Origin of the sequence: Flavobacterium sp. SORGH_AS_0622, assembly GCF_030818825.1 — a bacterium.
Lineage (GTDB): Bacteria > Bacteroidota > Bacteroidia > Flavobacteriales > Flavobacteriaceae > Flavobacterium.
Genome location: NZ_JAUTAX010000001.1, coordinates 682,295 through 703,957 on the forward strand (window position 1 = coordinate 682,295; position 21,663 = coordinate 703,957).

The window sequence follows — 21,663 nt, forward strand, 5'->3', positions numbered from 1 at the left end:
AAAAAAAGCTTCCAAAGATAAGGAAGCTTTTTCGATTATTTATATGTTTTTCAGATTAGCTTTTTACTGGATCTGGTAAAACAGTACCTTTAATAGTAAGGATTTTTGTAGGTTGTCCTTCAGCATTAGAAGTAACAGTTACAGTTTTTGTAAAAGCACCAACTCTGTCAGTAGCATATTTTACACCAATAACACCTTTAGCTCCTGGAGCAATTGGTTCTTTTGGAGTAGTTGGAACAGTACATCCGCAAGATCCTGTAGTGTTAGTAATGATTAATGGCTTAGTTCCGTTGTTTACAAAAACAAACTCACGTTTACCATCAGCATTGTGAGCGATAGTTCCGTAATCAATAGTTTCTGTTTCGAAAAGCATTCCTGCTCCTTCAACTTTTGCAACTTTAGCAGCTTTAGCTTTTTTAGTTGTTTGTGCATTAGTAGCTGTAATACCAGCTACAGCTAACATAGCGAATAAAATTATTTTTTTCATCTTTTTAGGGTCTTTTTTTAAATGATAAACAAAGCTATGTAAAATTCTGAAACCACAACCTAAAAATATCTTAAAATATTTTAATTTTTGAAGTTTTCGAATTGCCGTTAAAAAATCATAAATTCGCTGTCTTAATTTTTTCATTTAAAACATAATAATTTGGCAGCTAAAGATAAAGTGGTGAAAGAAACACCTTTGATGAAACAGTACAACGAAATCAAGGCTAAATATCCTGATGCATGTCTGCTTTTCAGAGTAGGGGATTTTTATGAAACCTTTGGAGAAGACGCCATTAGAGCTTCAAAAATTTTAGGAATAACATTAACTAAAAGAGGAGCAGGGTCTGATACAGAAACGGCTCTGGCTGGTTTTCCGCATCATTCTGTAAATACCTATCTGCCAAAATTAGTTAAAGCCGGACTTCGTGTAGCGATTTGTGATCAGTTGGAAGATCCAAAAATGACTAAAACCATTGTCAAAAGAGGTGTTACAGAATTGGTAACTCCGGGAGTTTCTTTAAATGATGAAGTACTGCATTCAAAATCAAATAACTTTTTGGCCTCGGTTTATTTTGCCAATAAAAATATCGGAATTTCTTTCCTGGATGTTTCTACTGGAGAGTTTTTAACAGCTCAGGGAAATGCAGAGTATATAGATAAATTATTGCAGAACTTTAACCCAAGCGAAGTTTTAGTTCCAAAAAATAACAAGAACGATTTTAAAAACGCTTTTGGTGAAGATTTTCATAGTTTTTATTTAGAAGATTGGATTTATAAAGAAGATTATGCTTTAGAAACCCTCACTAAACATTTTCAAACTGTTTCTTTAAAAGGGTTTGGTGTTGAAGAATTAAAAGAAGGAATTATTGCGTCGGGTGCGATTCTATATTATTTATCAGAAACACAGCATAATCGTGTGCAGCATATCACGGCGATTCAGCGTATTGCAGAAGATGCCTATGTTTGGATGGATCGCTTTACGATTCGAAACTTAGAATTATATCACAGTTATAATCCAAATGCAGTTACGCTTTTAGATGTTATCGATAAAACACTTTCTCCAATGGGAGGACGTTTATTGAAACGCTGGCTTGCTCTGCCCTTAAAAGACAGTAATAAAGTAAAAAGCCGACATGAAGTTGTCGCTTATTTAAAGTCGAATCCAGAAATTCTGCATAACATTCAATATCAAATTAAACAGATTTCAGATTTAGAGCGTTTAATTTCTAAGATCGCTGCAGGAAAAGTATCTCCAAGAGAAATTATTTATTTAAAAGAATCTCTAGATGCTATTATTCCGATAAAAACCCTTGCGCTTGAAAGTCCACAGGAAGCTGTAAAAGTAATTGGAGACAGTCTTCATGCTTGTGAGCTGCTTCGCGAAAAAATTAAAACGACATTAAATCAAGATGCGCCTGTTGCAATTTCAAAAGGAAATGCAATTGCAAGCGGTATTAATGAAGAATTGGATGAGCTTCGTGCGATTTCAACTTCTGGAAAAGAATTTTTAGAAGGAATTGAAAGAAGAGAATCAGAAAGAACGGGAATTTCATCGCTGAAAATTTCTTTTAATAATGTTTTTGGATATTACATTGAAGTTCGAAATACGCATAAAGATAAAGTTCCAGAAGAATGGATTCGTAAACAGACTCTTGTAAATGCTGAGCGATATATTACAGAGGAATTAAAAGAATATGAAACCAAGATTTTAGGTGCCGAAGAAAAAATATACAAAATAGAAAGTGAGCTTTTTGAACAATTGGTGGCTTGGATAAGTACATATATTAAGCCGGTTCAAATGAATGCTTATTTGGTTGCCCAGTTAGATTGCTTGTGTTCGTTTACTCAGATGGCAGTAGAAAACCAATATGTACAGCCGGAAATCGATGATACTTTTGAATTAGATATTAAAAACGGAAGACATCCTGTAATTGAAAAACAATTGCCGGTAGGAACGCCGTATATTGCCAATGATGTTTTTCTGGATAGAGAAACACAGCAGCTTATTATGATTACCGGGCCAAACATGTCTGGTAAGTCTGCTATTTTGAGACAAACTGCTTTGATTGTGCTTTTAGCTCAAATGGGAAGTTTTGTTCCTGCAGACAGCGTTAGAATGGGAATTGTAGATAAAATTTTTACAAGAGTAGGAGCTTCGGATAATATTTCGATGGGTGAATCTACATTTATGGTTGAAATGAATGAAACCGCTTCTATTTTGAATAATATTTCAGATAGAAGTTTGGTGTTGCTGGATGAAATTGGAAGAGGAACTAGTACGTATGATGGAATCTCGATTGCTTGGGCAATTGCTGAATTCCTTCACGAGCATCCAGGAAGAGCAAAAACTTTATTTGCGACGCATTATCATGAATTGAATGAAATGACAGAATCGATGCCGAGAATCCAGAATTTTAATGTGGCGGTAAAGGAATTAAAGGATACTGTTTTATTCGTTAGAAAGCTGGTAAAAGGAGGAAGTGCTCATAGTTTTGGAATTCACGTTGCAAAGATGGCGGGAATGCCGCAGCTTGTTATTTCTAGAGCACAAAAACTTTTGAAGAAATTAGAGAAGAATCATTCCAGTGATGCTTTGCAAGGAATAAAAGCGGCTAATGACGAAATGCAGATGAGTTTCTTTAATTTGGATGATCCTTTATTGGAAGAAATAAAAGAAGAGATTTTGAGCCTCGATATTAATGCAATCACACCAGTAGAAGCCCTGATGAAGCTGAATGAGATTAAAAGAATGTTGGTCAAAAAATAAATTTAAAAAATTTTCAAGTTTAAAGTTTAGGTTATCAGAAAGTTATAAAATAAGTAAAATATTTTTAAAAAAAATGCTTGTGTAATTGAATAAATGTCCTAAATTTGCACTCGCAATACGAAACAAGTCAAGTATTGCAGAGTTCTTAAATAGAATTTGAAACGCGAAAATAGCTCAGTTGGTAGAGCGCGACCTTGCCAAGGTCGAGGTCGCGGGTTCGAGCCCCGTTTTTCGCTCAAAATCATATAATGCTCGGATGGTGAAATTGGTAGACACGCTGGACTTAAAATCCAGTGAACAGCAATGTTCGTGCGGGTTCAAGTCCCGCTCTGAGTACTAAAGCCTCTTCTTTTGAAGAGGCTTTTTTTATTGTGTAAACTTGTAAAAAATAAATTTACGAAGTAAATTTATTTTTAAGAATCTAAGAATCTAAGAATCTAAGAATCTAAGAATCTAAGAATCTAAGAATCTAAGAATCTAAGAATCTAAGAATCTAAGAATCTAAGAATCTAAGAATCTAAGAATCTAAGAATCTAAGAATCTAAGAATCTAAGAATCTAAGAATCTGAAATCTCCAATCTAAAATCTAAAATTATAAATGGGTGCTTTTGTAATCAGTAGGCGTTTTAACGATGAATATAAATTTACATTTACTTCGCGAAAAGGGAAGGTTATTTTTACAAGTCTGAGTTATGAATTGAGGTTTGAGTGTGAGGAAGATATTGAGAAATTTAAAGCGAATATTGAACTTGCAAAGTTTTTGAAATTTAAAGGCTCTGGCGGGAAGTATTTTTTTAAATTGATGCTTGGTGATGCTCAATTTGCGACAAGCCGTAAATACAGTACAGAATTGCTTTTGCAGAAAGGAATTAAGGAAATTGTAACTTATGCTTCCAGATCGGAAATTTTGGATTTCTCTTCAAATGAATTGATCTTTGATGATGAGGAGACTGAGGAAGAATTGGAAGAAGTAATAGAATAAAAAAAAAGCGTTCACAATAGTGAGCGCTTTTTTTTTATGAAGCTAATCAATTCTGTGAAAATTGATCATAAAAAAAACCATCTGAAAAGATGGTTTTAAAATCGTTAGAAACTAGGTTCTAATTATTTTTTTACTTCTTCTACTTTAGCAGCAGCTGAATCAACTTTAGCAGCAGCAGAATCAACAGTTGCAGCAGCTGAATCAACAACAGCAGCAGCTGAATCAACAGTAACAGCAGTAGAATCTACAGCAGCTTCTGAAGCAGCAGCGTCAGCTTTTTTACAAGATACAACAGTTAAAACAGCAACAACAGCTAAACTTAAAAATACTTTTTTCATCTTACTTTATTATAAAAGGTTAATTATTAATTCGTGGCAAAGATATAAATTTTTTAATATGTAAAATATTTTTTCACTTTTTTTTTAAAATATTTTCCTTACTCACGATTATCTTAGTTATCAAATAATATGCCAAATTAACAAAAATAAATTATATTATTGTATGTTTTGTCTAATTTATTTTTTGTTGAAAATTCTATCGCTCTTTTGGCTCTTTTAATTCCGTTTGTTATGGTTTATTTTGTTTTTTAAGGATTATTCTGTTTGGTTAATTAAACTTAAAATATGTTTTTATGGGTTTAATTATCATAAAAAAGATATAATCGCGACCAATTTTGGAATAAAAACAATTACGAAATGGTTTTTATGATAGTTTCTGTGGCTCCTTTATTATCTTGAATAAATGATTTGCAAATGCTGCTCTTTTTTGTAAATAATTCATTATCAGATAGTAATTGGTCGAAAGTCTTTTTTAATTCAACTGTATTAGAAATTACCATGCATCCTTGCAATTCCACAAGCGAAACGGCTTCTGCAAAATTAGAATAGTTAGGGCCTATAACAATTGGAATTCCAAAAGCAGCAGGTTCTAAAATATTATGAATTCCAGGATTACCAAATCCGCCGCCCAACATAAGCAATTGTACCGTAGCTGTATATTTTAGTTAAAAGCCCAATGGTGTCGATTATAAACACATCGTATTTTGATAAATCCTTATTTTCTTTTTCAGAAAATAAAATCGTTGATTTTGTAATTTGTGCTTTAAGCTCAGCGATTTGATCTGCTTTTATATTGTGAGGAGCAATGATGAATTTTACATTTTCTGGTGCTTGATTGATATATTCGGCAATTAAAACTTCATCTTTTGGCCAAGAACTTCCAAAAACAATTACTGGCTGATTATTTTTGAAATTTTCAATATAACCAAGTTTGTTATCTCTTTCTAAAATTGCAGCAACACGGTCAAAACGAGTATCGCCGGAAACAATAACATTAGTAAATCCGATTGATTCTATTTTTTGTTTGGAACTTTCATTCTGAACAAAAAAGAAAGTAAAAGCTTTTAATGCTTTTCTATAAAATCCGCCATACCATTTAAAGAACATTTGATTGTCTCTGAAAATTCCAGAAATCAAATAAGTTGGAGTTTTGCTTTTTTCTAATTCTTTTAAATAGTTGAGCCAAAACTCATATTTAATAAAGAACGCCAATTCGGGATGAACTAATTTTAAAAACTTTTTAGCGTTGCTTTTTGTGTCCAAAGGCAGATAGATAGTGACATCGGCAACGGTATTGTTTTTGCGTACTTCATATCCTGAAGGTGAAAAAAAAGTAACAATAATTTTGTGTGAAGGATATTTTTCTTTGATTTTCTCTATTACAGGAAGTCCCTGTTCGTATTCGCCTAATGAAGCTGAATGAAACCAGATGGTCTTGTCATCTGCTTTGATTTTTTCTTCTAAAATAGAAAACACATTTTTCCGGCCTTCAACAAAAAGTTTAATTTTCGGACTAAAAAGTGCAATTATTTTAAGAAAAAACGCTGCTAAAGAAACGGCTAAATTATATAAAAAAAGCATGTAGTAATTTTTGCAGCTAAATTACATTTCTTTCGTTTATTTTCATTGGTTTGAAGGTATTAATAACTATTTTTGTTCCTTCTTTCTGGCATTCTGGTTTAATAGAAAGGCTTTTTAAATAAAATATCGAAAATGAAAAAAATACAAATGGTTGACTTAAAAAGTCAATACGAAAAAATAAAATCTACTGTAGACGCTTCAATTCAAGAGGTTTTAGATACAAATACTTATATTAACGGACCTTTGGTTCATCAGTTTCAAAAAAATCTTGAAGACTATTTAGGAGCTAAACATGTAATTCCATGTGCAAATGGAACAGATGCTCTTCAGATTGCGATGATGGGATTAGATTTGAAACCAGGCGATGAAGTTATTACTGCCGATTTTACTTTTGCCGCAACTGTTGAGGTTATTGCTTTGCTGCAATTAACTCCGGTTTTAGTTGATGTTGATTTGCATAATATGAACATCGATATCGAAGCAGTTAAAAAAGCGATTACTCCAAAAACTAAAGCAATTGTTCCAGTACATTTATTTGGACGCGCTGCCAACATGGATGCTATCATGGAAATTGCAGCCGAACATAATTTATATGTAATTGAAGATAATGCGCAGGCTATTGGTGCTGATTATGTTTCTAAATCTGGAACAAAATCAAAAGTGGGAACAATTGGTCATGTTGCTGCGACTTCATTCTTTCCTTCTAAAAACTTAGGTTGTTATGGAGATGGTGGAGCAATTTTTACCAACGATGATAAATTAGCGCACATCATCCGAGGAATTGTAAATCACGGAATGTACGAACGTTACCATCACGATGTTGTGGGTGTAAATTCACGTTTAGATAGTATTCAGGCCGGAGTTTTAAATGCAAAACTACCTTTGTTAGACGAGTACAATAAAGCACGTCGTTTAGCGGCTTCAAAATATAATGCAGCTTTCGCTGGAAATGCACATATCATTACGCCAGATTTTGATGCAAACGAAAATGATCACGTTTTTCATCAATATGTATTAAGAATTTTAGATGCAGATAGAAATGCTCTAATGCAGCATTTATTAGATAAAGGAATTCCATGTGCAATTTATTATCCAATTCCATTGCATTCGCAAAAAGCATATGTAGATCCTCGTTATAAAGAAGATCAATTTCCAGTTACAAACCAATTAGTGCAGGAAGTAATTGCTTTGCCAATGCATACAGAACTTGATGACGAGCAGATTAAATTTATAACCGATTCTGTTTTAGAATTTCTGAATAAATAAATTATGAAGAAATTAAGCCTTTTAATTTTGATGATTCTTGTTCAGTATTCGGTTTTTGCTCAAAAAACAAATGCTAAAGAAGAAAATGCTGTTAGTACTCAAGTTGAAATTTTGCGTCAGGCAATGATTGATGCTGATGGTGCGAAATTGAAGGCATTAACTTCAGATAAGTTAAATTATGTCCACTCAAATGGTAATTTTCAAAATCAAGCTGAATTTATTGAGGGAATAGTTAGTGGGAAATCTGATTTTGTATCTATCGATTTTCAGAATCAGACTATAACTATTCAAGGTGATGTTGCTATAGTTCGACATGTCCTGGCGGCTCATATCAAAGATGATGGCATTGATAGAGATATTAAAATAGGAATAATGCTTGTTTGGCAAAAGCAAAAAAATAAATGGATCCTTATTGCAAGGCAGGCTCATAAATTAACTACATAAAAACAACCACAAAATGAAAGTATTAGTAACAGGAGGATTAGGGTTTATTGGTTCTCACACGGTAGTCGAATTGCAAAATGAAGGCTTCGAAGTTGTGATAATCGATAATCTTTCGAATTCTTCAGAAGATGTTTTAAAAGGAATTACCGCGATAACAGGAAAAACGCCTTTATTCGAAAAAATTGATTTAAGAGAAAAAAGTGCCGTTCGGGATTTCTTTAAAAAACATAACGATGTTACTGGGGTTATTCATTTTGCGGCTTCAAAAGCAGTTGGTGAAAGTGTTGAGCAGCCTTTGTTGTATTATGAAAACAACATTAGCAGTTTAGTATATCTTTTACAAGAATTACAGCAAAAACCAGAGGCGAGTTTTATATTCAGCTCATCTTGTACGGTTTATGGTCAAGCCGAAAAAATGCCAATTACAGAAGATGCTCCTGTGCAGACAGCAATGTCTCCTTATGGAAACACTAAACAAATTGGAGAAGAGATTATTACAGATACTGCGAAAGTAACTAATATAAGCGCTATTTTATTGCGTTATTTTAACCCTGTTGGAGCACATTCTTCAACTGAAATTGGGGAATTGCCATTAGGAGTTCCTCAAAACCTGGTTCCTTTTATTACACAGACAGGAGTAGGATTGCGTCAGGAATTATCGGTTTTTGGAAATGATTATCCAACTCCAGATGGAACAGCTGTTCGTGATTACATTCACGTTGTAGACTTGGCAAAAGCACACGTTATTGCGTTAAAGCGTTTGTTCGACAAAAAGAATTTGGCGAAAGTTGAAACTTTTAATTTAGGAACAGGAAAAGGAAGTTCAGTTCTAGAAGTAATTCACAGCTTCGAAAAAGTAAGCGATAAAAAATTGCCATACGTAATTAAACCGCGCCGCGAAGGTGATATCACTGAAGCTTACGCAAACACAGATAAAGCAAACAATGTTTTAGGCTGGAAAGCAGAATTAAGCTTAGACGAAGCAATGGCTAGCGCTTGGAAATGGGAGCAAAAAGTTCGTTCGTAGTTTTCGGTCTCAGTCTCAGTTTTCAGTTTCTGACGATATAATAAAAACCCAAATTTTACAAATATATTCTGTAGAGACGCACTGCAGTGCGTCTAACAATAAGTGAAAAATCCCAAATAATCAATTTAGATTATTTGGGATTTTTATTTTGTTCCGATTTATTTTGTAAATTTGTAAGATTAAAAATGTAGGAATTATGGACTCGGAAGAAGAAAATAAAAAAAACAATAAGGTTGAAGAACCCAGAGTTGAATACGAAGTTCAGAAGCCTAAGTTTAAAGGAATAGATCGAGAGACTTTTGATTTTGATGCCGAGTTTGCAAAAGGATTTACACCGGAAGAGGCAAAAGCGGAATCAATTAGAAGAATCAGAGAATGGTGGGGAAAATAGAAGTTATTTATACTTCAAGTGTCATTCATTATCTTGATGATTTAGTTGTCACTATGTATAAAAAAGAATATTTTGGTTTTATTCAATCTGCTGAAGAGTATGTTTCACATATTTATGATGCGATTCCTGAACGAATAAAAAAAATTTCACATAAGAAAACTCCAAAATCACTTCAGTATTTAGGTTTAAATTATATTTTTTATAAACCCAATGCCAGAACAACTTGGTACGTGTTTTTTGAAAAAAGAGATCAAAGTTATTTAATAACAGCAATTATAAATAATAATAGTTTAGAAGTTAGTGAGCTATAGAAAAAATAAAATCCTCATAAATTAATATTTATGAGGATTTTTTATAAGTATAGTTTCAAACTGAAAACTGCGACTGAAAACTGAATACTTAAAAATTAAGCATTCGTAGTAACAGCTTCTTTATCAATTTTGTTAATCAAACCAGCTAATACTTTTCCTGGGCCAACTTCAGTAAACAAAGTAGCGCCGTCAGCAATCATTTGCTGAACCGATTGAGTCCATTTTACAGGAGCAGTCAATTGTATAATTAAGTTCTTTTTAATTTCATTTGCATCCGAAACAGCATTTGCAGTTACGTTTTGGTAAACCGGACAAATTGGAGTAGAGAAAGTAGTTGCTTCAATTGCAGCTGCTAATTCTTCTCTTGCCGGTTCCATCATTGGCGAGTGAAAAGCTCCTCCAACAGGTAAGATTAAAGCACGTTTTGCTCCCGCAGCTTTCATGGCTTCACAAGCTTTTTCAACCGCTGCAGTTTCTCCAGAAATTACTAATTGTCCTGGGCAGTTATAATTTGCTGCAACTACAACGCCGTCGATAGAAGCACAAACTTCTTCTACAACATTATCAGCTAATCCTAAAACTGCTGCCATTGTAGATGGGGTAATTTCGCAGGCTTTTTGCATAGCAAGAGCACGTTGAGAAACTAATTTTAAACCATCTTCAAAAGATAAAGTTCCGTTGGCAACCAAAGCTGAAAATTCTCCTAAAGAATGTCCTGCAACCATTTCTGGTTTAAAATCTTCGCCTAAAGTTTTAGCTAAAATAACAGAGTGTAAAAATACAGCAGGCTGTGTAACTTTAGTTTCTTTTAGTTGTTCGGCAGTGCCTTCGAACATGATATCAGTAATTCTAAAGCCTAAAATTTCGTTAGCTTTTTCGAATAATTCTTTGGCTAAAGCCGAGTTTTCATATAAGTCTTTGCCCATTCCTGTAAACTGTGCGCCCTGACCTGGAAATACGTATGCTTTCATTTGTCTAATTTAATTTTTACTTTTTTTAAAATTGAAAATTAGTTTCAATTGGAAGGCAAAAATAGTATTTTTTTAGCTCGTATAGTCCTTAAACATATAAATCCATGCTAATCTTGAAAATCGCAGGTTGAAAGAAGTAAGCAAAGTAATAACAATTGCAATAATCGGAATGATTCTTAAATCGAAATTTGTTTCAAAGAAAAACTGTGCAACACAATAGGTTGCAATACCCTGAGCGACTGTTAATCCGTAGTTTACATACATAGCGCCAAAGAAATAGCCAGGTTCTTTTTGGAATTTATAATGGCAGTGACTGCAGTATTCATTCATTTTTGGAAGTCCAAAAGTCAAAAATATATTTTTGTCTGTAAACACTTTTCCTTTATGACAAACAGGACATTCGTTACTTAAAATATGAGTTAATGCATTTGACATGATCTTGTTATTTTTTATTTATACAAAGGTAATATAGAGCAGGATAAAAGTCTTTTTTATATCTTCGCTACTTATAGCACAATAAAGACATTTTGTTTGAGTTTTCAAATTCCAAATTCCAAATTCCAAAATCTGCAATCTACAATCTAAAATTTAATAGCGCATGAAGAAATATCCAATTTATAGTGTTCAGAATTTTAGCTGTAATGATGTTCACCGAGATTTTTATGTGAATACTTTTAAAGAGCATCTAAAAAGTCACAGTTTTGTCGAAGAACCACACCGTCACGATTCCTATTTAATGGTATTTTTTACGAAAGGTTCAGGATTGCACGAGATAGATTTTGATCAATTTGAAATCAAAAGAGGAAGTCTTTTTGTGCTGCAGCCAGGACAAATGCATCATTGGAGTTTATCTGAAGATATTGAAGGTTTTGTGATTATCTTTTCGCAGGAATTGTACAATTTATACTTCAGACAGAAAAATATAAACGAATATAATTTTTATCATTCTATTCATAATCGACCAGAAATAGTTTTTGAAGAAAATGAAATTCCGAAAATCCAGCCTTATTTTGATCTGCTTATACAGGAAAATAATGAGAATTTAAAGTATCAGCTCGACAAAATGTTGAATTTGTTGGATTCGATTCATATCGAAATTGCTCGCAAATACGGTGAAACCTATTCGCACCAGACTCATTCTTACAATATCAAAATCAATAAATTTGAATCGCTTTTAGAGAAATATTTCAGAACGGAAAAACTGCCATCTTTTTATGCAGAAAAACTAAATATCACCCTGAAACATTTAAACAGAATCTGTAATGAAATCCTCCAAAAAACCGCCACAGAAGTGATTACAGACCGCGTAATTTTGGAAATAAAAAGAATGTTGATCGATAAACAATTAGCTGTAAACGAAGTAGCTTTTAAAGTAGGTTATGAAGATTACTCGTATTTCTCCAGATTTTTTAAAAAACAAACTGGAATGTCCCCAACAGAATTTAGAAATACAGTGCGCTGATTTTTTTTCGCCACGAATTGCACAAATTTCCACGGATTTGTTCTCTCTAAAGGTGAAATATTTTTGCCACAGATTAAAAAGATTTTCACAGATTTATAATCCTAATAATCCTTTTAATCTGTGGCAAACCTAAAAAAAAGCCTGCACTCCCGAGAAAAGGTGCAGGCTTCTTAACCAACCAAATTAAAACCTATTATAAAGTATTAAGCTTGTTTTACAAATTGTAATTCAATGTTCAAACGAACTTCTTCGCCTACTAAAACACCACCAGTTTCAAGAGCTGAGTTCCAGTTTAAACCCCAATCTTTACGATTAATTTTTCCTTCTATGCTTAAACCTACTTTTGTATTTCCCCAAGGATCAGTCAAGATTCCGCTGTATTCTACAGGAAAAGTTACGCTTTTAGAAACGCCTTTAATGTTTAAATCTCCAGTAATTTCATAGCTTCCTTCATTGATTTTTTTGAAAGATGTTGCCTTGAAAGTTAATTTTGGATGATTTTCAGCATCAAAGAAATCGCCGCTTCTTAAATGCCCGTCTCTGTCTGCATTTGCAGTATCGACAGAAGCGATATCAGCAGAAAATTCAATTGCTGCATTTTCGAAGTTGTCTCCTTCTGTAGTAATTGTAGCGTCGTATGTTCCAAATTTTCCTGAAACATTTGTAAACATCATGTGTTTAACTTTAAAACCAATTTCTGAGTGAGTTGGGTCAATTGACCATTTTGTAGTTGCCATAATTTTATTTTTTAAATAATTAATTTCATTTTGATAGGACAAAGTTACGGTGAGAGTATTCTTTGAGCACTTAACCTAGATTAAGAAATAAAAAATGAGGTAATTTCTTTTACGAAAATCTAGGTTGAGATATAAGTTTTTCTCACAGATAAAATCTGCAAAATCTGCGGGAGACTTTTTTCTTTATTTATTGAAATTACAAAAAAAAGAAACGATAACAATCTGATTTATAGATTTATTATCGTTTCCAAGTACAGGTATTAATTGTTTTTTGTTTGAATTAATAGTTCATCGGAATATCCATCAATAAAAATTCAGCATCTGTATTGGCTTGAATTTTTAAAATGTCAGTTCCTGAAATTCCAACTGCATCACGAGTGTTTAATTCCTGACCGTTGATGGTAACGTTTCCTTTTAAAACAAAAGCATAAACGCCATTTCCTTCTTTTTTGATTGTGTATTCAGTAGATACACCTGAGTCAAAATTACCCATATTGAACCAAGCGTCTTGGTGAATCCAAACTCCGTCATCATCTGCATTTGGAGATAAAATCTGAGAAAGTTTATTATGTCTGTCCGCAACATCCAAAGTAATTTGTTGGTAACGCGGCGCAACGTTTCTTTTATTTGGAAACAACCAGATTTGCAACAATTTAGTCTGTTGATCTGCGTTCGGATTAAACTCGCTGTGCTGTACCCCAGTTCCGGCACTCATTACCTGAATATCACCATTTTTAATGATTTCAGTATTTCCCATACTGTCTTTGTGCGCCAAATCGCCCTCTAATGGAATCGTAATGATTTCCATATTATCGTGAGGATGTGTTCCAAAACCCATTCCGCCCGCAATTGTATCGTCATTCAAAACACGAAGTGCTCCAAACTGAATTCTATCCGGATTGTACCAGCTTGCAAAACTAAAACTATGATAAGCATTAAGCCATCCGTGATTTGCGTTTCCTCTTGTTTCTGCTTTATGTAATACTATATTTTCCATGACCTATGTGTTTTGTTATTTTTATAGTACAAAGATACCGCCAAGGCCAAGGAAAAGCACTTAATCTAGATTAAGAAAGATTTTTGGGGTTTTGAGGTTTTTAGATTTTAGGTGCAAAGGCTCAAAGTTGCAGAGGTTCAAAGGTTTTAAGGTAGAGGCGCACAGTAGTGCGTCTAACACACAGTTTGTCATCACGACGAAGGAGAGATCACACAAGTGGCTCGACAAAGATTGAAGATTATAGGATAGGAGTTTCTAGTGAGATCTCTCCTTCGTCGAGATGACAAGATTGTGAGAAGATATGTTTAGGTAATTATATTCAAAGTGAAATAAAACTTTGCGACTTCGCGTCTTTGCGAGATTTTTTAAAAAAACTCCTATTACTTAATTTTAATCAATTTCCCTTTCCCAACCACTTCATCCAGATAATTCGCAGCTGAACTTTTCTTATCATGCATGAAAAATTCAATAGTATCTTTTTTAATTTGATCTTTTGTGATACTTATAATTAAATCAGTATTGATGAAATTGTCTAACAATATTACATTGCCATAAGAAATTTTTCCTTTTGGCATAAACTTGTTATCAAAGACAAAAACACTATCCTTAAAAGTAATTTTATCTTTTTGGATATAGACATTTTCGTCTTCAATTAAATAATTATAACGTCCGGTAAGTTTGTCTGTCTCCTGATTGAAGCTAATAAGAAACAGCGTTATTGTCAAAGCAAAATATTTCATAACGTTCTAACTATATTGATTAATAAACTGCTGTACAACAAAATCTGTGTTGTCATGGCGTTTTTTCATTTCCAGGGCAATCGGCGGTGCAGCTCTTTCGAGACAGTTTTTGACATCACAAGTTTCACAAGTGACACCAACAATTCGCTTAATAAGTGGCTTTCCTTCAATGAATTTAAATTTCTTTTTCATCGTCGGATTAATTAAAATTCCAACTGAAATGCTTCTAATATTATTTTCTACAAAAGGGTCTTTTGTTGCCGATGAAAAGACTAAATATTCATTCCCGCTATGTACATAACTCGAGATTTGAGCATCAAAAAAATGCGGTTTATTTTGTCTTATGGCTTCATTTATGGTTTTAACCGAAACCCATCTTCTGCAATAATGCTCATTGGTTTCGTTAGCGTGAGGTTCTTGCTGATTCGTAATATGTAATTCTTTTTTAATTTGATAAACATCCGAGCCAATAGGATGTGACATTCTTAAAAAGAATAAATTTTTCAACTGAAAATCTTTCGGTAATAAATTCGTTAAGCGCTGATAAAACGATTCTGGAGAAACTTCGAAACTTTCAATTAAAGAAACAAATTCTTCTGGATTTGGCTTTTCATTATTTAGGAAATTATTGATTTTGTCTACAACCAATTTTCTCGGCAATAACAAAGCGCCCGCGAAATACGAAGCATAAAAATTATTCAAAACCTGATCGAAATTTTCAAATTTAATCCAGCTGAATGTCAATAATCGATCTGAAATTTTTAAATAATTATAAGCAATTTCTTTAGCTAAAATAAAAGCTTTCTGCGGAGCGTCAAGTTCTGTTGAAAGTAGTAAAGTTCTGCTTTTCGGAACATAAATCGAACGCAAATCGCCCAAAGCTTCCTGATCTGTAAAAGCAATTTCTTTTATAGTGTATTCGTATTCTTCTTTTAAAATCGCTTCTAATTCTTCAATAGTAATTTTTGAATCGAGATTGATCTGAAACGACTTAGAAAACGCAATTACTCTCTCTTCTAAATCTTCAAAATAATTGCTATGCGCTTCCTGATACGATCGTAAAGCGGCTAAAAAGAAACTTTCACGGCTTAAATTATAATGCTGTGCAATTTCTATTATGGTACTAATAAACGCATTGACTTTGGCTGGAGCATTAGCAATAATATCTATTAAATCCGCTTCCTGAATTCCGAAAAGGTCAAGCGGAATCTCTTTTAGAATTCCAGATTTTAGAATTTCGCCAATAGGAGCCAGGTTATTATCTAGTTTTAAAGACACCATTTGGTCATAACTCACATCCAAATGTTTGCATAGAAGCAAAATTTTGTCTGCTTTTGGATATTTTTTTCCCTTTTCAATTTCGTTTAAATACGATTTTGAAAGATTCGTCAATTTGGCTAAGCCAAAAAGAGAAAGATTTTTTTGAGTTCTGACTTGCTTGAGTTTAAGCCCAAATATCAGCTTTATATAGTCTTTTTCGATATCCATAATATCAAATGTAACTGATTTACAAATAATCGCCAAAAAAATATTTTTAAATTTTAGCGAACGTTCGCTATTTTTATAAAAAACTTTTTGTAACATTGTAGTGTAAAACTTATTAGCTATGACATCGCTAATTAAAATATTGTCTTTTGGAAGGCAAAATAGACTAAGCGATTGCATAGCTGACCAATTAAAATAAAAATCAGCAGCTATGAAAAACCAATTAGAAATTACCGAAAAGGCGATGGAGTTTTTAGCCGAAAAAAAGCTTCGTTATCCAAAGATCTGGACAGAAGAAGCGATTGCTTTTATAACTGAACTGCATAGAAAATTCGAATCACAGCGAAAACTATTGCTTTTGCAGCGCGACCAAAAACAAGTCACTTTTGATCAGGGAATTATGCCGGTTTTTATTCCGGAAACCAAAAGCATCAGAGAAGGAAATTGGACAGCAGGTGAAATTCCGAAAGATTTGTTGGATCGAAGAGTAGAAATCACCGGACCTGTTGATCGCAAAATGATTATCAATGCTTTGAACTCGGGAGCAAAAACTTTTATGGCCGATTTTGAAGACAGCACTTCGCCAACCTGGCAAAATTTGATGGAAGGTCAGCTGAATTTAATTGACGCAGTAAGTAAAACAATCACGTTTACTGATTTGGTGAAACAGAAATCGTATCATTTAAATGAAAAAACGGCAACACTAATTGTGCGTCCAAGAGGTTTGCATCTGCCAGAAAAACATCTTTTAATTGAAGGGAAAGAAGTTTCAGGTTCTTTGGTTGATTTTGGTTTATATGTTTTTCATAATCATAAACGACTTTTAGAAAACAATTCGGGACCATATTTCTACATTCCGAAATTAGAACATTATCTAGAAGCACGCTGGTGGAACAATGTAATTGATTTTACCGAAGATTATTTGAAGCTGAAAAGAGGAACGATAAAAGTGACAGTTTTAATTGAAACGATTACGGCAAGTTTTCAGCTGGATGAAATTATTTACGAATTGAAGGAACATATTGTTGGCTTAAACTGTGGGCGCTGGGATTATATTTTTTCTTACATCAAAAAGTTTAGAAAAAATCCAAAATTCATTGTTCCAGACCGCGATCAGGTAAATATGACTTCGCCTTTTATGAATGCGTATTCCAATTTGGTTATCCAAAGATGTCATAAAAGAGGTATTCACGCCATCGGTGGAATGGCAGCGCAGATTCCGATTCGAAATAATGAAGAAGCTAATTCCATCGCTTTCGCGAAAGTGAAAACCGATAAAGAACGCGAAGTTCGAAATGGTCACGACGGAACCTGGGTAGCGCATCCGGATTTGGTTTCTCTGGCAAAAGAAATTTTTGATAAAGGAATGCCAACTCCCAACCAGATTCATATTAAAAGAGAACATCGTAAAATTACAGAAGCAGATTTGATTGAACCACCAATCGGAATAATCACTGAAAACGGCGTTCGCAAAAATATCAACGTAGGAGTTTTGTATCTGGCTTCATGGCTGAACGGTCAAGGCGCGGCAGCTTTGCATAATTTGATGGAAGATGCAGCAACTGCAGAAATTTCAAGATCGCAATTATGGCAATGGCTTCAAAATAAAGTGGTTTTAGATAATGGACGAAAATTAGATTTGGCTTACTATCATGAATTGGCTTTAGATGAATTCAGAAAAATCAAAGAGGAATTAGGAGAAGAAAATCACGAAAAACAACAATTTTCATTGGCTGAAAAAGTACTGGAAAGATTAGTTGTAAATGCTGATTTCGTTGATTTCTTGACTATTCCCTGCTACAAATATTTATAAAGAATTAAAAATTTAGAATTAAAAATTAAAAATGTTTCGCGCAGATTTAGCAGATAACACAGATTTTTAATTTTTAATTCAAAATTTTTAATTGAATAAAATGCTTTACTAACCACTTTAACTAAACTATTTATGAAAACAACAGAAGACAGAATTCAGGAATTGATTAACGATTGGATCACGAACCCGAGATGGAAAGGTGTTGAACGTCCTTATACTGCTGCAGAAGTAGTTACACTTCAAGGTTCGTATCAAATTGAGCATTCTATTGCCAAAATGGGAGCCCAAAAATTATGGAGAAAGTTAAAAAGTCAGGATTATGTTGCGGGATTGGGCGCGTTAACTGGGAATCAGGCGATTCAAGAAGTTGATGCGGGTTTAGAGGCGATTTATTTGAGTGGCTGGCAAGTTGCTGCTGATGCAAATCTGGCGGGAGAAATGTACCCAGACCAATCGCTTTATCCAGTAAACAGCGTTCCGATGGTACTAAAAAAGATTAATAACGCTTTATTGCGCGCAGATCAGATTCAAACTGTGAATGAAGTTGAAGATAAAAAAGATTATTTGGTTCCGATTGTGGCTGATGCCGAAGCAGGTTTTGGCGGAAACTTAAATGCTTTCGAATTAATGAAATCAATGATTGAAGCTGGGGCTTCTGGAGTGCATTTTGAAGATCAGTTGAGTTCTGCTAAAAAGTGCGGGCACTTGGGCGGAAAGGTTTTGGTGCCAACACAGGAAGCGATCAATAAATTAATTGCAGCACGTTTGGCTTCTGATGTTATGGGCGTTTCGACTTTAATTGTAGCAAGAACCGATGCTGATGCTGCCAATTTATTAACGAGCGATGCAGACCCAAGAGACAGAAAGTTTTTAACTGGCGAAAAAACAGCCGAAGGTTTCTTCTACGTTAAAAACGGAATTGATCAGGGAATTGCAAGAGGTTTGAGCTACGCACCCTACGCTGATTTAATTTGGATGGAAACCAGTAATCCAGATTTAGATTATGCGAGAAAGTTTGCGACGGCGATGAAAAAAGAATTTCCCGATAAAATGCTGGCTTACAATTGTTCTCCTTCTTTCAACTGGGCTGCAAAATTATCAGTTGCGGAAATGGAAACGTTCAGGGAAGATTTGGCTGCAATGGGTTATAAATTCCAATTTATTACTTTGGCAGGATTCCATGCTTTGAACACCAGTATGTTTGAATTGTCAAAAGCGTATAAGGAACGAGGAATGGCAGGATATTCTGAGTTACAGGAACGTGAATTTGCTTTACAGAAAAACGGATTCCGAGCGGTAAAACACCAAGCGTTTGTGGGAACGTCTTATTTTGATGCGGTTCAAAATACCGTAATGATAGGAAAATCAACCATAACAGCGATGAAACATTCTACAGAGGTTGAGCAATTTTAATTCAAAAGAAAAACCAGTTCAACATTGAACTGGTTTTTTGTTTTTCACTATTAAGATATTAAGGGAGTTAAGTGTTGGTATTATGAAGAAGATTAAGCCTTTCTCTTAATGAAACTTAATGTCTTAATGCAGAAATTATTTTTTATTTCTTCAAAAGCCTCGCTTTCATTTTACTGAAAAATTCTGGCGTCACTCCAATAAAAGACGCAATTTGTTTCTGAGGAACTTTGTGAATTAAGGTTCCGTATTTTTTACTGAATTTTTCGAAACGCTCTTCCGCAGGTAAACTTAAGTTGTCCATTAATCTTTGCTGATTCGCAACCAATGAATTTTCTATTAAAATTCTAAAAAAGCGTTCCAGTTTTGGAATCTCCAAATACAATTGTTCCTGATTTTCTTTAGATAAAGAAACCACTTCTGCGTCTTCTAAAACTTCAATAAAAAGCTGTCCCGGTTTTTGCGAAAAAAAACTGTACATATCGCTCATCCACCAGCCTTCGCAGGCAAAAGATAAAACGTGTTCAACGATATTGTCGTTAATATTAAAACTTCTTAAAATTCCGGAGTTAACAAAATAAGAGTGTTTGCAAACTTCTCCGGCACTTAATAAAATAGTTTTGGTTTTGTATGTGTTAGTTTCGAGTTTAGATAAAAAAAGCGCCTGCTCTTCAGGAGTTAGCGAAACATGTTTGGCTATGTTTTCAAGAATTAACTCCATTATTTTTGTTTTATCAAAGTGAATGAAGTAGCCTTAAAACGATTGTTTTCTATTTTTCCAGTAACCGAAGCTTTGCGGATTGCATTGCAAAAACCATCTTTTGCATGTGCGTCGCCATGTTCATCAATTGTTGTTCCGTCAACGAAATAAGGTTTTCCGTCAATGCGAACCGCTAAATCACAGCCATTTCCTTTCATTCCAAATTGGCATTCGCCACAAGCGGTTTCTACAATTTGCGTTTTTTCGGCTGTTTTTTTATCTTGAGCTTGTGTTGCGATTCCGATAAATAGGAATACTATAAATAGTGCTTTTTTCATTTTTAAGAATTTACGGTTATTAATTTGGAGGTTTCTTTGGCACGTTCTATCACTTCTTCAATTGGGGTTATTAATGAATCATTCGCTAAAACAACGCCCATTCGGCGGTAGGGTCTTGAAGTTGGTTTTCCAAAAATCCTGAAATCAGTTTTTGGTAAAGCGGCGACTTTTTCGATTCCGCTGAAAGTTGGATTTTTTGAATCTTCTGATGCTAAAATTACGGCACTTGCTCCGGCTTTTTCTAAGGTTATTTCAAAAATTGGAAGACTTAAAATTGCACGTAAATGCAATTCAAATTCGTTAAAATTCTGCGTTCCGGCCAAAGTTACCATTCCAGTATCATGTGGGCGAGGAGAAAGTTCAGAGAAATAAACACCTTCATTGGTTAAAAAGAATTCAACGCCAAAAAGCCCTGCGCCTCCAAGTGCTTCCGTGATTTTTTCGGCCATATCCTGTGCTTCGTACAAATCAGCTTCAGAAACTTGTGCCGGCTGCCAGCTTTCCTGATAATCGCCACGTTCTTGTCGGTGCCCAATTGGAGCACAAAACAAAGTTGGATTTCCATTTTGAGTAATCGTCAAAAGCGTAATCTCAGAATGAAAATCTACAAAAGCTTCTACAATAACTTCGATAACATCGCCACGCGAACCTGCAACGGCATATTGCCATGCTTTCTCAATATCACTTTCTGTTTTTATAGTCGATTGCCCTTTTCCTGATGAAGACATCAAAGGTTTTACCACACACGGAATTCCAACTTCCTGAACGGCTTTTTGTAATTCTTCTGCAGATGTTGCGTATTGATATTTGGCTGTTTTTAAACCTAATTCTTTTGAAGCTAAATCACGGATTGCTTTACGATTCATAGTGAAGTTTGCCGCTTTCGCTGAAGGAACAACTGTGATTCCTTGCTTTTCGTAATCGTAAAAACGTTCGGTGCGAATGGCTTCTATTTCTGGAACAATAAAATCGGGTTTGTGTTTGGCTACGATTCGGTCCAGTGCTTCGCCGTCAAGCATATTGATGACTTCAAATCCGTGAGCGACTTGCATTGCCGGAGCATTTTCGTAACTGTCAACAGCTATTATGGTTTGTCCGATTCGTTGTGCGGCAATGACAAATTCTTTGCCTAATTCGCCTGAACCCAGGAGTAGTATTTTCATTTTGGAGTGTTGTATTGTTTGAGTAGTAAAAGTACAGAAAAATGCTTTTAACCGCAAAGTTCGCAAAGAATTACGCGAAGAACGCAAAGTTTTTTTTAAGTGAAAGAAAGATTGCAAAGAGTTTCACGCAGATTTTGCAGATTGAAAAGATTTTATTTAATTATTATATTAATTAAGCAAACAGTTTGTCATTTCGATCCCGAGGCTTCGGGAGAGAAATCTCCACGAGTAGCTCTACAAAGATTGGCTTATTG

General features: G+C 34.2%; 21 protein-coding genes, 2 tRNA genes and 1 pseudogene. 12 read left to right on the forward strand and 12 right to left on the reverse strand.

Annotated features, from left to right (window positions below):
• Positions 1–55 precede the first annotated feature (55 nt).
• On the reverse strand, positions 56–487 hold the full coding sequence (locus QE431_RS02935; protein ID WP_057117671.1) for a DUF1573 domain-containing protein: 432 nt from the start codon (positions 485–487) through the stop codon (positions 56–58).
• Between the two features lie 159 nt (positions 488–646).
• Between QE431_RS02935 and mutS the strand changes: the two genes are divergently transcribed.
• The 4 genes from mutS to QE431_RS02955 all read left to right on the forward strand — a co-directional run bounded on the left by mutS (position 647) and on the right by QE431_RS02955 (position 4,235).
• The gene (gene mutS / locus QE431_RS02940) at positions 647–3,253 is read left to right on the forward strand and encodes a DNA mismatch repair protein MutS (protein WP_057117333.1); all 2,607 of its coding nucleotides are present in this window, start codon (positions 647–649) and stop codon (positions 3,251–3,253) included.
• 163 nt (positions 3,254–3,416) lie between these two features.
• A tRNA-Gly gene (locus QE431_RS02945) sits at positions 3,417–3,489 on the forward strand.
• A gap of 14 nt (positions 3,490–3,503) precedes the next feature.
• Positions 3,504–3,589: transfer RNA gene (locus QE431_RS02950), tRNA-Leu, on the forward strand.
• 262 nt (positions 3,590–3,851) lie between these two features.
• Positions 3,852–4,235, forward strand: coding sequence for a hypothetical protein (locus tag QE431_RS02955; protein ID WP_057117330.1), 384 nt, complete (start codon positions 3,852–3,854; stop codon positions 4,233–4,235).
• A 122-nt stretch (positions 4,236–4,357) separates the two neighbouring features.
• Here QE431_RS02955 and QE431_RS02960 read toward each other — a convergent pair whose 3' ends face one another.
• Both QE431_RS02960 and QE431_RS02965 read right to left on the reverse strand, forming a co-directional pair.
• Positions 4,358–4,573 (reverse strand): hypothetical protein, encoded by a 216-nt coding sequence (locus tag QE431_RS02960; RefSeq protein WP_057117327.1) that lies wholly within the window; start codon positions 4,571–4,573, stop codon positions 4,358–4,360.
• 350 nt (positions 4,574–4,923) lie between these two features.
• A pseudogene (locus tag QE431_RS02965) lies at positions 4,924–6,154 on the reverse strand (3-deoxy-D-manno-octulosonic acid transferase).
• Between the two features lie 132 nt (positions 6,155–6,286).
• Here QE431_RS02965 and QE431_RS02970 point away from each other — a divergent pair.
• The 5 genes from QE431_RS02970 to QE431_RS02990 all read left to right on the forward strand — a co-directional run bounded on the left by QE431_RS02970 (position 6,287) and on the right by QE431_RS02990 (position 9,593).
• Complete coding sequence (locus QE431_RS02970; RefSeq protein ID WP_307292372.1) at positions 6,287–7,420, forward strand: DegT/DnrJ/EryC1/StrS aminotransferase family protein; 1,134 nt, start codon at positions 6,287–6,289, stop codon at positions 7,418–7,420.
• Positions 7,421–7,423: 3 nt separating this feature from the next.
• A complete protein-coding gene (locus tag QE431_RS02975; protein WP_307292375.1) occupies positions 7,424–7,864 on the forward strand; it encodes a nuclear transport factor 2 family protein in 441 nt (146 codons plus the stop codon).
• 13 nt (positions 7,865–7,877) lie between these two features.
• Entirely contained in the window at positions 7,878–8,891 is a 1,014-nt protein-coding gene (gene galE / locus QE431_RS02980; RefSeq protein ID WP_134139399.1) for a UDP-glucose 4-epimerase GalE, read from the forward strand.
• A gap of 196 nt (positions 8,892–9,087) precedes the next feature.
• Entirely contained in the window at positions 9,088–9,282 is a 195-nt protein-coding gene (locus QE431_RS02985; RefSeq protein WP_134139401.1) for a hypothetical protein, read from the forward strand.
• A complete protein-coding gene (locus QE431_RS02990) occupies positions 9,267–9,593 on the forward strand; it encodes a hypothetical protein (RefSeq protein ID WP_307292382.1) in 327 nt (108 codons plus the stop codon). The genes QE431_RS02985 and QE431_RS02990 overlap by 16 nt, the downstream gene beginning before the upstream one ends.
• Before the next feature lie 95 nt (positions 9,594–9,688).
• Here QE431_RS02990 and fabD read toward each other — a convergent pair whose 3' ends face one another.
• Positions 9,689–10,564 (reverse strand): ACP S-malonyltransferase, encoded by an 876-nt coding sequence (fabD, locus tag QE431_RS02995; RefSeq protein WP_307292385.1) that lies wholly within the window; start codon positions 10,562–10,564, stop codon positions 9,689–9,691.
• Between the two features lie 72 nt (positions 10,565–10,636).
• Positions 10,637–10,999, reverse strand: a complete 363-nt coding sequence (locus QE431_RS03000; RefSeq protein ID WP_057117300.1) for a DUF983 domain-containing protein — start codon at positions 10,997–10,999, stop codon at positions 10,637–10,639.
• Between the two features lie 163 nt (positions 11,000–11,162).
• On the opposite strand from QE431_RS03000, the gene QE431_RS03005 reads away from it, so the two are divergent.
• On the forward strand, positions 11,163–12,026 hold the full coding sequence (locus QE431_RS03005) for a helix-turn-helix domain-containing protein (RefSeq protein ID WP_307292389.1): 864 nt from the start codon (positions 11,163–11,165) through the stop codon (positions 12,024–12,026).
• 203 nt (positions 12,027–12,229) lie between these two features.
• On the opposite strand, the gene QE431_RS03010 is transcribed toward QE431_RS03005, so the two are convergent.
• The 4 genes from QE431_RS03010 to QE431_RS03025 form a co-directional block, all read right to left on the reverse strand.
• Positions 12,230–12,763: a YceI family protein gene (locus QE431_RS03010; RefSeq protein WP_057117295.1), complete on the reverse strand. Its 534-nt coding sequence runs from the start codon at positions 12,761–12,763 to the stop codon at positions 12,230–12,232.
• A gap of 280 nt (positions 12,764–13,043) precedes the next feature.
• The gene (locus QE431_RS03015; protein ID WP_057117293.1) at positions 13,044–13,760 is read right to left on the reverse strand and encodes a pirin family protein; all 717 of its coding nucleotides are present in this window, start codon (positions 13,758–13,760) and stop codon (positions 13,044–13,046) included.
• 380 nt (positions 13,761–14,140) lie between these two features.
• The gene (locus tag QE431_RS03020; RefSeq protein ID WP_307292394.1) at positions 14,141–14,500 is read right to left on the reverse strand and encodes a hypothetical protein; all 360 of its coding nucleotides are present in this window, start codon (positions 14,498–14,500) and stop codon (positions 14,141–14,143) included.
• 6 nt (positions 14,501–14,506) lie between these two features.
• Positions 14,507–15,988: a helix-turn-helix domain-containing protein gene (locus QE431_RS03025; RefSeq protein ID WP_307300489.1), complete on the reverse strand. Its 1,482-nt coding sequence runs from the start codon at positions 15,986–15,988 to the stop codon at positions 14,507–14,509.
• Positions 15,989–16,196: 208 nt separating this feature from the next.
• Between QE431_RS03025 and aceB the strand changes: the two genes are divergently transcribed.
• Together aceB and aceA are read left to right on the forward strand one after the other, a co-directional pair.
• Positions 16,197–17,798 (forward strand): malate synthase A, encoded by a 1,602-nt coding sequence (aceB, locus tag QE431_RS03030; RefSeq protein WP_307292397.1) that lies wholly within the window; start codon positions 16,197–16,199, stop codon positions 17,796–17,798.
• A 132-nt stretch (positions 17,799–17,930) separates the two neighbouring features.
• The gene (aceA, locus tag QE431_RS03035) at positions 17,931–19,211 is read left to right on the forward strand and encodes an isocitrate lyase (RefSeq protein ID WP_307292400.1); all 1,281 of its coding nucleotides are present in this window, start codon (positions 17,931–17,933) and stop codon (positions 19,209–19,211) included.
• 142 nt (positions 19,212–19,353) lie between these two features.
• Here the strand turns inward: aceA and QE431_RS03040 are convergent, their stop codons facing one another.
• From QE431_RS03040 to purT, 3 genes are read right to left on the reverse strand one after another with little or no spacing between them, the layout of a single operon-like run.
• On the reverse strand, positions 19,354–19,929 hold the full coding sequence (locus QE431_RS03040) for a Crp/Fnr family transcriptional regulator (RefSeq protein ID WP_029273234.1): 576 nt from the start codon (positions 19,927–19,929) through the stop codon (positions 19,354–19,356).
• Positions 19,929–20,246, reverse strand: coding sequence for a DUF6370 family protein (locus QE431_RS03045; protein WP_307292405.1), 318 nt, complete (start codon positions 20,244–20,246; stop codon positions 19,929–19,931). The genes QE431_RS03040 and QE431_RS03045 overlap by 1 nt, the downstream gene beginning before the upstream one ends.
• 2 nt (positions 20,247–20,248) lie before the next feature.
• Positions 20,249–21,424, reverse strand: coding sequence for a formate-dependent phosphoribosylglycinamide formyltransferase (gene purT, locus QE431_RS03050; RefSeq protein ID WP_307300492.1), 1,176 nt, complete (start codon positions 21,422–21,424; stop codon positions 20,249–20,251).
• Between the last annotated feature and the right edge of the window lie 239 nt (positions 21,425–21,663).